Source organism: Pseudomonas lactucae, assembly GCF_036688725.1.
GTDB lineage: Bacteria > Pseudomonadota > Gammaproteobacteria > Pseudomonadales > Pseudomonadaceae > Aquipseudomonas > Aquipseudomonas lactucae.
On sequence record NZ_JAQQPT010000019.1, the window covers coordinates 44960 to 58245 of the forward strand.

Below are 13286 nucleotides of genomic sequence, written 5' to 3' on the forward strand. Positions count from 1 at the left end.
CACCCATTCCTGTCGACATTGCCGAACGATCATGACCGAAGAAAATATTCAAAATCAAAATCAGCATTACGTTTCACAATATTACTTTCGCGAATTTACAACACGCAAAAACAGCATAAGTCTGCTCATAAAAAAGAATGGGCACTCCACTGATGACGCAGCCATAAAAAAACAATCCTCCGACATAGAATTTTACGGCGACTCGAGCGTCGAGAAAGAAATTACTATTCACGATACAAAATTTCGCTTAAACCATATTGAAATCAATGCAAAAAAACCTACTACAAAACTCTCTAAAAGTGAATTTTCCATACTCATTGAGAATATTGCCTTCCAGCGAAAACGCACTTTGAAAGCCAGAATTACGCTCATGCCTCTCGTCGAATTCACAAACGACTTCATACTTCCGCAACTTGAGCGCAACGATTCCAACTGGCCTCAGGAACTGCATGATGCCGTATATGAAACGTTCAAATCGAGCGCACAGAAACATGGCGCACGCACTTGGCAAACAATCGACCTGGAGAATATAAAAGAAAGCACCAAAGCACTCAGCGACCTGAGATATGTGATCTTGGAAAACACATCCAGCACCCCGTTCATATTCAGTGACTCCCCAGTTGTCTTCTCCAACCATGCGTTCAAAAATGGCCAAGAACGCTCTATTACTCATGAGGGGAGTGCCGGACTTCTAGTATTTTTCCCACTCAGCCCCAAAAAACTCGTACTACTCTATGACAACGAAAATTACGATATAGATTCCGCCAGCGAGACATATCTGACTGTCGAAGACACACCAACCATTGACAGCATCAATACATTGCAAATTCACGAAGCCATTAATAGTATTTACTTCAACCACCCTAAACATACTACTTATGTAAAAACATTATGGGAAAAAGAGAAAAATCGATTCAATACCAACACCAATGAAGTCATATGTCTTCCAGAACTAACAACTGCCGGCCAAGCAACAGGGCGCTCCATCCATACATTGGCAGCCACAACCCCTAATTACTTCCCTACCTTATCATTCCTCCTGAGTCGGCGTACAACGCCTAGCCAAACGCACCCTTACCGAATGGGTTATATCATCAACTACAACTACAACCCTCGATGAAAACCATACGAAACTGAAAGCCTCAGTTCACTTTCAGTTTCGTAATCCCGACAAATAAAACGAGCGCAACCGGCCACCCGATTAACAGTCCTCGCCACAGTCCGGACACCTTCCCCACGCCCATAAAACCATCCACAATTACCCAGCCTTTGACGGCCGCTAGCAGCAAAACGGGCAGCCATGACTTCGCTGAGTTGCCGAACGCCATGGTCGCGAAACTAGACATCACCAATGTGGTCCAGCACACAATCATTGATTGAACGTCGGACATGATTTCTCTCACCTCATTACATACACCAATGGAAATAACACCACCCACACCAAGTCCACCATGTGCCAATACAACACCCCAGACTCCAAGCCGCTCAAGCTCGGTACCAGGGATGCCCCCCCAAAACAACGCATCGCCAGCCAGCCAAGAATCGCCATCCCCAGCAACACATGTAGAAAATGAAAACCCGTGAGAATCCAGTACAAAGTGAAGAACACGCCATGTTCGAGTCCTAACCCGATACCAGACAAGTGAGCGTACTCGCCGAGCTTTATCCACACGTAGACGAGCGCCACCAGCAGGGCCCCAGCCAGCAAGACACCACCCTGCCGAGCCTTGCCTATACGCACTTGATGCACAGCCAACGCCGCGAACAACCCGGCCGTCAGCAGGCTCAAGGTCATCGCCAGGCCAGTTGAGGTATCCAGCTGCGCACGCCCTTCAGCGAACACTTGTGGGGCCAACAGCCGGGCAATCGCAAACGCCAGGATCAATAGCGCAAACACGGTCAATTCAGCGAGGATGAAAAACCACATCGCCAGATCCCCCGGCAACCGCCGGGGCTCAGGCAAAGTGCACATCCACCACGTCCATCAGCGCCGCGACGGTCTGCGGGTCGTCGCTCAGGGCCTGGGCCAGGCAGGCCAGGCAGGCTTCGCGCGGGGGCATGCCGGCGGCGATCAGGCGGGCGGTGAAAATCAATAGGCGCGTGGAGGCCACCTCCTCCAGGTCGTGTTGGTCGAGGCGGCGCAAGGCCTGGCCCAAACGCACGATCTCAACCGCCAGCGGGTTGTCCACCTGGGCCTCCCGGGCCACGATGCGCGCCTCCCACTCGGGCGCCGGGTAATCGAAACGCAGGGCGACAAAACGCTGGCGCGTGCTGGGTTTCATGCCCTTGAGCAGGTTCTGGTAACCGGGGTTATACGACACCACCAGCATGAACGACGGCGGCGCCTTGACCACTTCGCCGGTACGTTCCAGGTACAACTCGCGGCGGTCATCGGCCACCGGGTGCAACACCACGGCGGTGTCCTGGCGTGCTTCCACCACTTCGTCCAGGTAGCAGATGCCGCCTTCGCGTACGGCGCGGGTCAGTGGGCCGTCCTGCCACCAGGTGCCCTGGGTACCGATGAGGTGGCGGCCGACCAGGTCGGCGGCGCTCAGGTCGTCGTGGCAGGCCACGGTGTACAACGGCAGGTCGAGACGGTGCGCCATGTGCTGCACGAAACGGGTCTTGCCGCAGCCGGTGGGGCCCTTGATCAGCACTGGCATGCGGTGCTGCCAGGCCTGTTCGAACAGCTGCTGTTCATTGCCCAGCGGTTGATAGAAAGGCTCAGTCATCGGGGGTTATCCAAAGCGGGTTTGATGGCCACGCTAAGGGCGCCTGCGACAACCTGGCAAGCGCTACCCAAAGCAAACTTGATCGCCGTCAAGCGAGCATTGCAACGCGGCGCCATAGTCTGGCCGGGCACTAAGAACCTGCGCCCCGCACCCTATTGTGCGGCATCGCCAAGGTCTCGCCTGAGGAGTAAATGGAATGCTGACTCGCCACCGAACGACTTTCACCCCGAGCCTCGCCGCACTGAGCTGCGCACTGGCCCTGGTACTGCCCTTGACCGCCCATGGCACAGCCCAACCCGCCTTGGTACGGACCGCCGGCGCGCCGGACATGAGCCAGGCCGATTTCGACACCTCCAAGCAGATTTATTTCGAACGCTGTGCCGGTTGCCACGGCGTGCTGCGCAAAGGTGCCACGGGTAAACCGCTGACGCCGGACATCACCCAGGCGCGTGGTCAGGCTTACCTGGAAGCACTGATCACCTACGGCTCACCCGCCGGCATGCCGAACTGGGGCACCTCCAATGCGTTGACCAAGGCGCAGATCAGCAGCATGGCCACCTTCATCCAGCACACCGCGCCCACCCCGCCGGAATGGGGCATGGCCGAGACGCTCAAGACTTGGAAAGTACTGGTCAAACCCGCCGACCGACCAAAGACACAGCTGAACACGCTGAACCTGGAAAACCTGTTTTCCGTAACCCTGCGCGACGACGGCAAGATCGCCCTGGTCGATGGCGACACCAAGCAGATCGTCAAGCTCATCGACACCGGCTACGCCGTGCACATCTCGCGAATCTCCGCCTCGGGGCGCTACCTGCTGGTGATCGGCCGCGACGCCAAGATCGACATGATCGACCTGTGGCCCGCCGAGCCGACCAAGGTCGCCGAAATCAAGGTAGGCATCGAAGCGCGCTCGGTGGAGACCTCCAAGTTCAAGGGCTACGAGGACAAGTACACGATTGCCGGTGCCTATTGGCCGCCGCAGTTCACCCTCATGGACGGCGAAACCCTGGAGCCCAAACAGATCGTGTCCACCCGCGGCATGACCGTGGACACGCAGGCGTACCACCCCGAACCGCGTGTGGCGGCGATCATTGCCTCCCATGAGTGGCCGGAGTTCATCGTCAACATCAAGGAAACCGGCAAGGTGATGCTGGTCAATTACCAGGACATCAAGAACCTCACCATCACCACCATCGACGCCGCGCCGTTCCTGCATGACGGTGGTTGGGACAGCACCCACCGCTACTTCATGACCGCCGCGAACAACTCCAACAAGGTCGCGGTAATCGACTCCAGGGAGCGCAAGCTCACCGCGCTGGTAGAGGTGGGCAAGACCCCGCACCCCGGCCGGGGCGCCAACTTTATCCACCCCACCTATGGACCGGTATGGGCCACCAGTCATCTGGGCGACAACGGCATTTCGCTGATCGGTACCGACCCGGTCAAGCACGCGCAGTACGCCTGGAAACAGGTGGAATCGCTCAAGGGCCAGGGCGGCGGTTCGCTGTTTATCAAGACCCATCCCAACTCCCACCATCTGTACGTCGACACCACCCTCAACCCTGATACCAAGCTGAGCCAGTCGGTGGCGGTGTTCGACATCAACCAACTGGACAAGGGCTACACCGTGCTGCCGATTGCCGAGTATTCGGGGATCAAGCAAGGCGCACTGCGCGTGGTTCAACCGGAATACAACAAGGCCGGCGACGAGGTGTGGTTCTCGGTGTGGAACGGCCAGACCGAAGAGTCGGCGTTGGTGGTGATCGACGACAAGACCTTGAAGCTCAAACAGGTGATCAGAGACAAACGCCTGATCACGCCGACCGGAAAATTCAACGTCTACAACACCCAACACGACATTTATTGAGCCCCATCAACACGAGGTTACCGAATGAAAAATATTCTCCTCGCATTGCTGGCTTGCGCCGCTGCGCTCGGCCTGCAGCCGGCGCTGGCGCAAGACGGCCTGGCGTTGTTCAACAGCAAACCCTGCGCCGCCTGCCACACCCTCGACGGCAAATTGGTCGGCCCGGCGTTGAAAGACGTTGCCGCTAAAAATGCCGGGGTGAAAGACGCCGCCACCACCCTGGCCAGCCATATCAAAAATGGCACACAGGGCAATTGGGGGCCGATCCCAATGCCGCCGAACCCGGTGACGGATGACGAAGCCAAGGTGTTGGCCGATTGGGTCCTGACCTTGAAATAAGCACAAGGAGCGCGCCATGCAAGCATCAATGATCGGTACAGCCATGGCGCTGCTCCTGCTGATTCCCGCACGAGCGGCGGCCATCCCGGACGCTGCCCGCCTTGAACACCTGCTGACCCAGGACTGCGGCGCCTGCCACGGCCTCTACCTCACCGGCGGCCTCGGCCCTGCGCTGACGCCCCAGGCCTTGGCCGGGCACAGCCGCGACAGCCTGATCGCCACCGTGACCTACGGCCGCCCCACCCGCGCGATGCCGGGCTGGGCACCCTTGCTCAGCGCCGATGACATCGCCTGGCTGGTCGACCGCCTCTTGCAAGGAAGCCCCGCACCATGATCCGCCCCACGCTTTTAACCGCCTGCCTGTTGCTCGGCGCCTGCGCCCAACCACCGTTACGCGGCAGCGGCGACCTGGGCCTGGTGATCGAACGCGCCAGCGCCAGTGCGCAAATCATTGAAACCAGCGGCATGACCACGCTGGCACGCATCGAGGGCCTGGGGGACCTGTCCCACGCCTCGGTGGTGTTTTCTCGCGACCAGCGCATGGCCTATATCTTTGGCCGCGACGGCGGGCTGACCCAGGTCAACCTGCTGGGCCTGCGCATTGAAAAACGCATCATCCAGGGCGGCAACAGCATCGGCGGCGCCATCAGCCAGGATGGGCGCCTGATTGCCGTGTCCAACTACCAGCCCGGTGGGGTCAAGGTGTTCGATGCCGCCACCCTGGCGCTGGTCGCCGATATCCCGGCCAGCCCATTACCCGACGGCAAGCGTTCGCGGGTGGTGGGCCTGGTGGACGCGCCCGGTCAACGTTTCGTGTTCAGCCTGTTCGACAGCGGCGAGATCTGGAGCGCCGATTTCAGCCAGGGCAACACGCCGCGCATCACTCGCTTCACCGGTATCGGCGAGCAACCCTACGACGCCTTGATCACCGCCGATGGGCGTTACTACATGGCCGGGCTGTTCGGTGAAGACGGCATGGCCCAACTCGACCTATGGCACCCGGAACACGGCGTCAAGCGCGTGCTGGCCGACTACGGCCGTGGCCAGGCCAAACTGCCGGTCTACAAGATGCCCCACCTCGAGGGCTGGGCCGTGGCCGACAACCAGGCATTTGTACCGGCAGTCGGGCGGCACCAAGTGCTGGTGATGGATGCGCGCAGCTGGCAACAGACCGCCGCGATTGCCGTGGCCGGCCAGCCGATTTTCGTCACCGCGCGGCCGGATGGGCGCCAGTTGTGGGTCAACTTTGCCTACCCGGACAACGACCGCGTCCAGGTGATCGACAGTGAAACCCACCAGATCGTCGCCGACCTGCGCCCCGGTCCCGGCGTGCTGCATATGGAGTTCACCGGGCGTGGCGACCAGCTGTGGCTGTCGGTGCGCGACGGCGAACAGGTGCAGGTCTGGGACCCGTATCGCCTGACCTTGCTCAAGACCTTGCCGGCCTTGAGCCCCAGCGGAATCTTCTTCAGCAGCCGTGCACAAAAAATGGGGTATTGAGATGGACCTTGACCTGCTCAGCCAACAGTTGATCGAGCGTTACCAGCACGGCATGCCGCTGTGTGCCGAACCGTACCGGGAAATGGCCCAGGTGTTGGGCTGCGGCGAAGCCGAGTTGATGGCGTGCCTGCAACGCCTGGAACTGGCCGGCGCCCTCTCGCGCATCGGCCCGGTGTTCGAACACACCCGCGCCGGCGCCAGCACCCTGGCCGCGCTGGCGGTGCCGGTCGAGCGCCTGGAACAGGTGGCGCGGCGCGTCAGCCAGTACCCGGAGGTCAACCACAACTATGCCCGCGAACACCATTACAACCTGTGGTTTGTATTGACCGGCCCGCATCGCCAACACCTGCGGCAGATCCTCGATGAGTTGGAAAGGGACACCGGCCTCACGCCCCTGGACCTGCCAATGCTCACCGCCTACCGCATCGACCTTGGCTTTTCCCTGGGAGCGCACCCGTGATTCCCCCCCTGAGCCACGAACAAATGCTCGACCTGCGTCAGTGCCTGGAGCGCGGCCTGCCCTTGATCGGGCGGCCGTACGACAACCTCGCCGAGCAGATCGGTGCCCATCACGACCAGGTCTTGCAGCAGATGCGCCAATGGCAAGAGCAAGGCCTGTTCCGCCGCGTCGGCCTGGTGCTCAACCATCGCGCCCTGGGTTTCGTGGCCAACGCCATGCTGGTGCTGGATGTGCCGGACGCGCTGGTGAACGAAGTGGGCACGCGCCTGTGTCGCGCCGCCGGGGTCAACCTGTGTTACCAGCGGCCACGGCGCTTGCCGCAGTGGCGCTACAACCTGTTCTGCATGGTGCATGGCCGCGAGCGCGAAGCGGTCGCCGCGCATATCCAGGCGTTGCTGCACCGGCAACAACTCAGCGACCTGCCCCACCAACTGCTGTTCAGCACCCAAGCGTTCAAACAATGCGGTGGGCGATTTGCGCCGCCGTCTTCACAGGCCTGGGCTCATGGATGATCTCGACCGCCGCTTGATCAACCGCCTGCAACGCGGCCTACCGCTGGTGCGCCAGCCCTGGCGGCAGGTTGCCGAGGAACTGCACTGCCGCCCGAGTGACGTGCTGGACCGCCTGTATGACTTGCTCGAAGACGGCGTACTCACACGCATGGGTCCCATGTTCGATATCGAACGCTTGGGCGGCGCCTTCACGCTGGCCGCCCTGGCTGTGCCCGAGGCGCAGTTCGAGGCGGTCGCCGCCCAGCTCAACGCCCTGCCCCAGGTCGCCCACAACTACCGTCGCGATCACCGCTGGAACATGTGGTTCGTGCTGGCCTGCGCCAGCCAAGCGGAGCTTTGCGCCACCCTGTCTCGCATCGAGGCCCTGACGGGGCTGGCGGTGCTCAACCTGCCGAAGGAGCATACCTACCATGTCGGTCTGTATTTGCCGGTCTGATAACACTCTGGCCCTGCGCCTCGTCGCCCTGACCCAAAGCGGCCTGCCGCTGGTGGAAGATCCCTGGGCGTGGCTGGCCGAGCAACTGGGCCTGAGCGTCGAAGCCACCCTCGAACTGCTCAAGCGCCTGCAGGCCGAAGGCGCGATCCGGCGCATCGCCGCCGTGCCCAACCACTACCGCCTGGGCTATCGCCATAACGGCATGACCGTGTGGGACGTGGCCGATGAGCAGATGCCGCGCCTGGGTGAATTGATCGGCGCGCAGCCGTTTGTGAGCCATTGCTACCGCCGTCCACGGCGTGTGGGTTGGCCGTACAACCTGTTCGCCATGGTACATGGGCGCAGCCGCGAGGAAATCGACAGCTACCGCGAGCACCTGCGGTGTTTACTCGGCGATGCCTGCCGCGCCGAAGAAATGCTGCTGAGCAGCCGCATCCTGAAAAAAACCGGCTTGCGCCTGACCCCCTCGCACTAGAAGGAATGCCCCATGCTGCGGATCAGCCAGTACCTGCGCACCCTCGCCGGCCAATGCTCGCCTCCTCGCACCCCGGCCCCCGGCAGCCCGCGCGCACCAGTAGTGATCTGGAACCTGCTGCGGCGCTGCAACCTCACCTGCAAACACTGCTACGCCACCAGCGCCGACAGCGTGTTTCGCGATGAGCTGGACACCCCGGCAGCCTTACAGGTGATCGATGATTTACACGCGGCCGGCGTGCGCGTGTTGATTCTCTCCGGTGGCGAACCGCTGCTGCGCGAGGACCTTTTCGAACTCAGCGCCTATGCACGCAAACTGAAGTTCTTCGTGGCGCTGTCGAGCAACGGCACGTTGATCAATGAGGCCAATATCCAACAGATCGCCGACGCCCGCTTCGACTACGTGGGCATCAGCATCGACGGCCTGGAAGCGACCCACGATGCCTTCCGCCAGATGCACGGCAGTTTCCAGCGTTCGATGCACGCCATTCGCCTGTGCCGCGACGTCGGGATTCGCGTGGGCCTGCGCACCACCCTGACCCAGGCCAACCATGCGCAGTTGCCGCAATTGCTGGCGCTGATGCGTAACTACGATGTGCAAAAGTTCTACCTGTCGCACCTCAACTACAGCGGGCGCGGCAAACGCAGTCGCCAATTGGATGCGCACCGCCAGATGAGCCGCGATGCCATGGCACTGATTTTTCGCCAGGCCTGGAGCGACATTGAAAACGGTGTGAACAGCGACTTTGTCAGCGGCAATAACGACGCCGACGCGATTCTGCTGCTGCAATGGGTGCACCAGCATTTGCCCGAGCATTACCCGCAGCTTGAACACCTGTTGCATGGCTGGGGCGGCAATGCGTCCGGCAGCGGCATCGCCAATATCGATAACACCGGCGAAGTGCACCCGGACACCTACTGGTGGCAGCACTCGGTAGGCAATGTGCGCCACACACCATTTCGCCAACTTTGGCTGGAGCAGCCCGCCCCCTTGCTGCTGCGCCTGCGCGAACACCCGCGCGCCATAGGCGGGCGCTGCACCGACTGCCGCTGGCTGGCGATCTGCAACGGCAATACGCGCACCCGCGCCTGGGCCGACGGCGACCTCTGGGGCGCGGACCCCGGTTGCTATTTCAGCGATGCCGAGATCGCCCGCCAGCCGGCCAACCTGATCCCTTGCTCGACCACCCGGTGACACAACCGGGGGCCGCCCAACCTGATGAAGAACCAAGGACGTCGCATGCACACACCCACCACCTTACCCGCCAGTCTGCACAGCCCTTTCCACCCCGGCGAAGTCGCGCTGGTCGGTGCCGGCCCCGGTGACCCACGCCTGCTGACCCTGCGTGCCTGGAGCCTGTTGATGCAGGCCGATGCCGTGGTGTTCGACCGGCTGATCAGCGCCGAGCTGCTGGCCCTGATTCCCTTGAGCTGTGCCCGCCACTACGTGGGCAAGGCCAGTGGTTACCACAGCCTGCCCCAGGATCAACTCAACGCGCTGCTGGCCGAACTGGCGGACGAAGGCCAACGGGTGGTGCGCCTCAAGGGCGGCGACCCGTTTATCTTCGGGCGCGGCGCCGAGGAGCTGGAGTACCTGCTGGAGCGGGACATCCCCTGTCAGGTGGTGCCGGGTATCACCGCAGCGGCCGGTTGCAGCGCCTATGCCGGTATCCCGTTGACCCACCGCGACCTGGTCAACTCCTGCCGTTTCGTCACCGGCCACCTGCAGCGCGACGGTGCATTGAAACTGCCTTGGGCCAGCCTCGCGGAGCCGAGCCAGACCCTGGTGTTCTACATGGGTTTGTCGAACCTGGCGCTGATCGCCGAACACCTGGTGGCCGCCGGTTTGCCGGCCGACACCCCGGCGGCGCTGATCAGCAATGGCGCACGCGCCGACCAGCATGTCGCCCGTGGCACCTTGCGCCAATTGCCCACTCTGGCCGCCGACTGCGAGCCGGGCGTGCCCACCCTGACGGTGATCGGCCAGGTGGTGAACCTGTTTGCCGACGCCATCCTGCACTACCCGGCCAGCCTGGCGGCGGCGCGTCAACCGGTGGTGATATAGAACCATGGGCCTCTACATAGCTTGAACGAGCCCCTATGTTTAAATGCCATGCAGCGCGGCAAACACCGCGCACAACTCATCCACCTGCCGGCGCCCGGCCGGCAGTACACAGAGGAACTGCGCCGACAGTTCGATCAGGCCCTCACGGTCCCACTGTTCCAGCACCGGCCAGATGGCCGCGAAATACCGGCTGAAGATCAGCCCGTAACGCCGCTCGATCGCCTGGATATCCAATTCCAGGTCACACGCCAGGCGCTCCACCACGTGATCGCGCAACGCGTCGCCGGTTTCACGCTGCCAGCCTTGGCAGGTGGCGAGTTGGCCGTTGTTCAGGGCCTGGGCGTAGGGGCGTTCGGCGCTGGTGTTTTGCGCGCACAAGGTGTCGATCTGGCTGATGGCGCCCAGGCCCAGCCCAATGTGATCGCAATACCCGTGCAGGCTGAACCCTTCGCAGGTACGGCTGAGCCGACCGCGTTCCTGGGCCTGGGTGAGGTCGTCGTCGCCACGGGCAAATTGGCCGAGGCCGATGTAGTGGTAGCCCGCTGCGTCGAGGTGCTCGAAGGCCATTTGGCGCATGGCGGTTTTATCCGCCTCGGCGCCCAGCGTCTGAAGCGGCTGCGCAAGGTAACGGCTGGGTGGCTGGGCATAATCGAACACGTGCAGGCGGTCCGGCTCCAGGGCGATCAGGCTGGCCAGCTTCAACTCGAAACTGGCGAGGGTCTGCCAGGCGCTGCCGTAGCCCAGGTCGACACTGACCGAGCGGAAATCGAACGTCCGCGCCGCATCGATCAGCGACTGGATCGGTGCCGGGTTGCGGAAATCGGCCTGGGCATCCTCGGCGCGGGCGTCGGGCACGCCGATGCAGACGCGGTTAAAGCCCAGCTCACGCAGCAGGCCCACAGCGGCCCAATCAGTGTGGCGCGGGTCTAGATCGATGCCGTAGTCGCCGCGGCCGTGCTCAAGGAAATTGAAGCGCTCGCGCAGAGCCGTCATCAGCGCCTGCACAGCGTCAATCGGCGCTGCCCCGCGCCACTGCAGATAGTCCAGCGGCTGGCGACGGCCCAGGTGACAACCGACCAGTTGGATTTCCTGGGCCAGGCTGCGGCGGTACATATCGCTTGGATGGCTGGCGGGCCAGTACAGGGTCAGGGCCAGCGGGCGTTGGCATTGGCGGCTGGCGCGCAGGGCACGCAGCACATCGAGGGAGCCGACACCGGCGTGGAACCTGCGCCTGTCGGCGTGCCCGTTGAGGTCCAGCACGCCCTGGGCGTGGCCTGCGCGAGCGCGTGGAATGACGGTGTGCATGACGGGCTCCGGAGCAGGCGACGATGAGCCATTGTCCGGTGCGACGCCACGGCCCACCTTGATGTGCATCAAGGGCTTTACCAGGTGAGGTAGAACATGCTCTTGGCCAACAGCACAATCGCGATCATGTGGCCGAACAGGCTCAGGTGCACCAGACGGATATAGCGCGCGGTGACGGTGCCCCAGCGCATCCTTGCCATGGTCAGCAAAAAATGCGCGAGCACACTGGCGGCCAGGGTCAGCTTGAGGGCCAGCAAGGTGCCGAAGGACGAAGCCAAAGGCGCGGCGAGCACCGGCAGGTAACGCAACCAGACCATGCCGAGCCCCGCGCCGAACAGCACCAGCAACACCCAGGGCATCAGCACCCGTGCCCGACGACCGACGCCCTGCTCCACCAACACCATGACGCGGATCGGCAAGTGCCGGTGCAAATGCCCGAGGATCAACACCTCGAAAAACACCGTACCGATAAAGATCAGCGCAGCGAACAGGTGGGCCAGAAGAAATAACAGGTAAAGCATGATGGCCTCGCAGGTCGCGCCGGGTCTCCAGTGTGATGGCCTGGGCAAGCGCGCACCTTGATGCCGATCAAGGCACCGGCAACCAACCGCTGAAACCACCGTGCGCCGTCAGCGGGCACCAGGCGAAGTCTTCCGCCGAGGGCGGCAACGCCCGCTGTTCGGCATTGCTGGGAGGCGCAGTTTTCCAATCGAACACCCTAAGCTCTTTCCAGGCGAGCACCACGCCCCGGGCCGGGCTGACATCGGTGTTGACCCAACACGCGGCAGCGGCGGCCATCAAGGCTTCGATGGGCTCGGCGTCGATCCGCGCGCGATAGGGCGAGCCCAGCAGCCATCGGCAGACGTTCAGGTGGTAGGTCCAGTCCTGCGCCGGCCGGTTGCGATAGGCCCAGGTCATGAAGCTGCGAAACAGGTTCAGGCCTTCGGGCGGGTCAAGCTTGAGCAAGGCCGGGCAGATGTCGAACAGGCTGTGCCAGTACGGCAACAGACGTGCATCCAGGTGCACAAAACTCCGGGCATTGCTGGGGTATTCGGACCGCGCAGGTTCCGCGCGCGGGCGACTGGCGCCTGCAGGCAATTGATGGTTCATGAAACGCACTCACAGTCGTGACGATAGAACGCCTCCAGGTCACAGGAGGCCCATGGCACACGTCAGACGGTGGGGGAAGCGCGGGGGTTGGCCGAGGGCCAGGCGTAACGCGGCGGCGCCTTGTTGCGCTGTTCATGGGCCGGGCGTGGGGCTTGCCCCAGGCCCAGCAGCCAGGCCAGGCCGATCAGGAGCACCAGGGCGACCGTCACGCCGGCGCACACTGGGCAGGCAAAGTAGTTCGAAATGTTGCTGGAAGCCGCGTCGTTTAACCCTTTGTCGGAAAGTGGCGCCTGTTGGCCGCTTACCGAACAGAACGCCCCACCGATCCCGTTGAGCTGCTGGCCCATCATCCGGCCATGGCCCAAACCGCACACGAACAGGTTCATCAGCACGCAGAAGTACAGGGTCCAGGCGATCAGCGAACGGTCGGGATGGCTCAAATTCATGGCGGCGACTCTACCACCGAAGCCGCAAAGTGACGAA

Annotated in this window: 18 protein-coding genes; 11 read left to right on the forward strand and 7 right to left on the reverse strand. The window is 62.1% G+C overall.

Going from position 1 to position 13286, the window contains the following annotated elements; all coding sequences use genetic code 11:
• Positions 1–31: 31 nt before the first annotated feature.
• Positions 32–1120 (forward strand): DUF4238 domain-containing protein, encoded by a 1089-nt coding sequence (locus V6M90_RS21305; RefSeq protein ID WP_141064729.1) that lies wholly within the window; start codon positions 32–34, stop codon positions 1118–1120.
• 22 nt (positions 1121–1142) lie between these two features.
• On the opposite strand, the gene V6M90_RS21310 is transcribed toward V6M90_RS21305, so the two are convergent.
• Genes V6M90_RS21310 through V6M90_RS21320 form a run of 3 tightly spaced genes read right to left on the reverse strand, consistent with a single transcriptional unit; the run spans position 1143 to position 2732 of the window.
• Complete coding sequence (locus V6M90_RS21310; protein WP_042944890.1) at positions 1143–1391, reverse strand: cytochrome C oxidase subunit IV family protein; 249 nt, start codon at positions 1389–1391, stop codon at positions 1143–1145.
• Positions 1392–1399: 8 nt separating this feature from the next.
• Complete coding sequence (locus tag V6M90_RS21315; RefSeq protein WP_003174574.1) at positions 1400–1972, reverse strand: cytochrome c oxidase subunit 3; 573 nt, start codon at positions 1970–1972, stop codon at positions 1400–1402.
• A complete protein-coding gene (locus V6M90_RS21320) occupies positions 1956–2732 on the reverse strand; it encodes a CbbQ/NirQ/NorQ/GpvN family protein (protein ID WP_141064731.1) in 777 nt (258 codons plus the stop codon). Before V6M90_RS21320 ends, V6M90_RS21315 begins: the two co-directional genes overlap by 17 nt.
• Positions 2733–2928: 196 nt before the next feature.
• On the opposite strand from V6M90_RS21320, the gene V6M90_RS21325 reads away from it, so the two are divergent.
• From V6M90_RS21325 to cobA, 10 genes are read left to right on the forward strand one after another with little or no spacing between them, the layout of a single operon-like run.
• Positions 2929–4602: a cytochrome D1 domain-containing protein gene (locus V6M90_RS21325; RefSeq protein WP_141064732.1), complete on the forward strand. Its 1674-nt coding sequence runs from the start codon at positions 2929–2931 to the stop codon at positions 4600–4602.
• A 24-nt stretch (positions 4603–4626) separates the two neighbouring features.
• Complete coding sequence (locus tag V6M90_RS21330; RefSeq protein ID WP_003174577.1) at positions 4627–4941, forward strand: c-type cytochrome; 315 nt, start codon at positions 4627–4629, stop codon at positions 4939–4941.
• Positions 4942–4957: 16 nt separating this feature from the next.
• Entirely contained in the window at positions 4958–5275 is a 318-nt protein-coding gene (locus V6M90_RS21335; RefSeq protein ID WP_003174578.1) for a c-type cytochrome, read from the forward strand.
• The gene (locus V6M90_RS21340; protein ID WP_141064733.1) at positions 5272–6441 is read left to right on the forward strand and encodes a cytochrome D1 domain-containing protein; all 1170 of its coding nucleotides are present in this window, start codon (positions 5272–5274) and stop codon (positions 6439–6441) included. Before V6M90_RS21335 ends, V6M90_RS21340 begins: the two co-directional genes overlap by 4 nt.
• Position 6442: 1 nt before the next feature.
• A complete protein-coding gene (locus V6M90_RS21345; protein WP_141064734.1) occupies positions 6443–6901 on the forward strand; it encodes an Lrp/AsnC family transcriptional regulator in 459 nt (152 codons plus the stop codon).
• The gene (gene ahbB, locus V6M90_RS21350) at positions 6898–7413 is read left to right on the forward strand and encodes a siroheme decarboxylase subunit beta (RefSeq protein WP_332847102.1); all 516 of its coding nucleotides are present in this window, start codon (positions 6898–6900) and stop codon (positions 7411–7413) included. The genes V6M90_RS21345 and ahbB (V6M90_RS21350) overlap by 4 nt, the downstream gene beginning before the upstream one ends.
• The gene (locus V6M90_RS21355; RefSeq protein WP_003174583.1) at positions 7406–7849 is read left to right on the forward strand and encodes an Lrp/AsnC family transcriptional regulator; all 444 of its coding nucleotides are present in this window, start codon (positions 7406–7408) and stop codon (positions 7847–7849) included. The genes ahbB (V6M90_RS21350) and V6M90_RS21355 overlap by 8 nt, the downstream gene beginning before the upstream one ends.
• Positions 7824–8324, forward strand: a complete 501-nt coding sequence (gene ahbB, locus V6M90_RS21360; protein WP_003174585.1) for a siroheme decarboxylase subunit beta — start codon at positions 7824–7826, stop codon at positions 8322–8324. Before V6M90_RS21355 ends, ahbB (V6M90_RS21360) begins: the two co-directional genes overlap by 26 nt.
• A 12-nt stretch (positions 8325–8336) precedes the next feature.
• Positions 8337–9518, forward strand: coding sequence for a heme d1 biosynthesis radical SAM protein NirJ (gene nirJ, locus V6M90_RS21365; RefSeq protein ID WP_003174586.1), 1182 nt, complete (start codon positions 8337–8339; stop codon positions 9516–9518).
• Positions 9519–9563: 45 nt separating this feature from the next.
• Positions 9564–10388, forward strand: a complete 825-nt coding sequence (cobA, locus tag V6M90_RS21370) for a uroporphyrinogen-III C-methyltransferase (protein ID WP_141064736.1) — start codon at positions 9564–9566, stop codon at positions 10386–10388.
• A gap of 39 nt (positions 10389–10427) precedes the next feature.
• Here the strand turns inward: cobA and V6M90_RS21375 are convergent, their stop codons facing one another.
• From V6M90_RS21375 to V6M90_RS21390, 4 genes are all read right to left on the reverse strand, one after another.
• Positions 10428–11693: an oxygen-independent coproporphyrinogen III oxidase gene (locus V6M90_RS21375; protein ID WP_332847103.1), complete on the reverse strand. Its 1266-nt coding sequence runs from the start codon at positions 11691–11693 to the stop codon at positions 10428–10430.
• A gap of 77 nt (positions 11694–11770) precedes the next feature.
• Positions 11771–12214 (reverse strand): hypothetical protein, encoded by a 444-nt coding sequence (locus V6M90_RS21380; RefSeq protein ID WP_332847104.1) that lies wholly within the window; start codon positions 12212–12214, stop codon positions 11771–11773.
• A gap of 67 nt (positions 12215–12281) precedes the next feature.
• Positions 12282–12803 (reverse strand): putative natural product biosynthesis protein, encoded by a 522-nt coding sequence (locus V6M90_RS21385; protein WP_003174591.1) that lies wholly within the window; start codon positions 12801–12803, stop codon positions 12282–12284.
• Between the two features lie 62 nt (positions 12804–12865).
• A complete protein-coding gene (locus V6M90_RS21390) occupies positions 12866–13249 on the reverse strand; it encodes a DUF2946 domain-containing protein (protein WP_332847105.1) in 384 nt (127 codons plus the stop codon).
• Positions 13250–13286 lie beyond the last annotated feature (37 nt).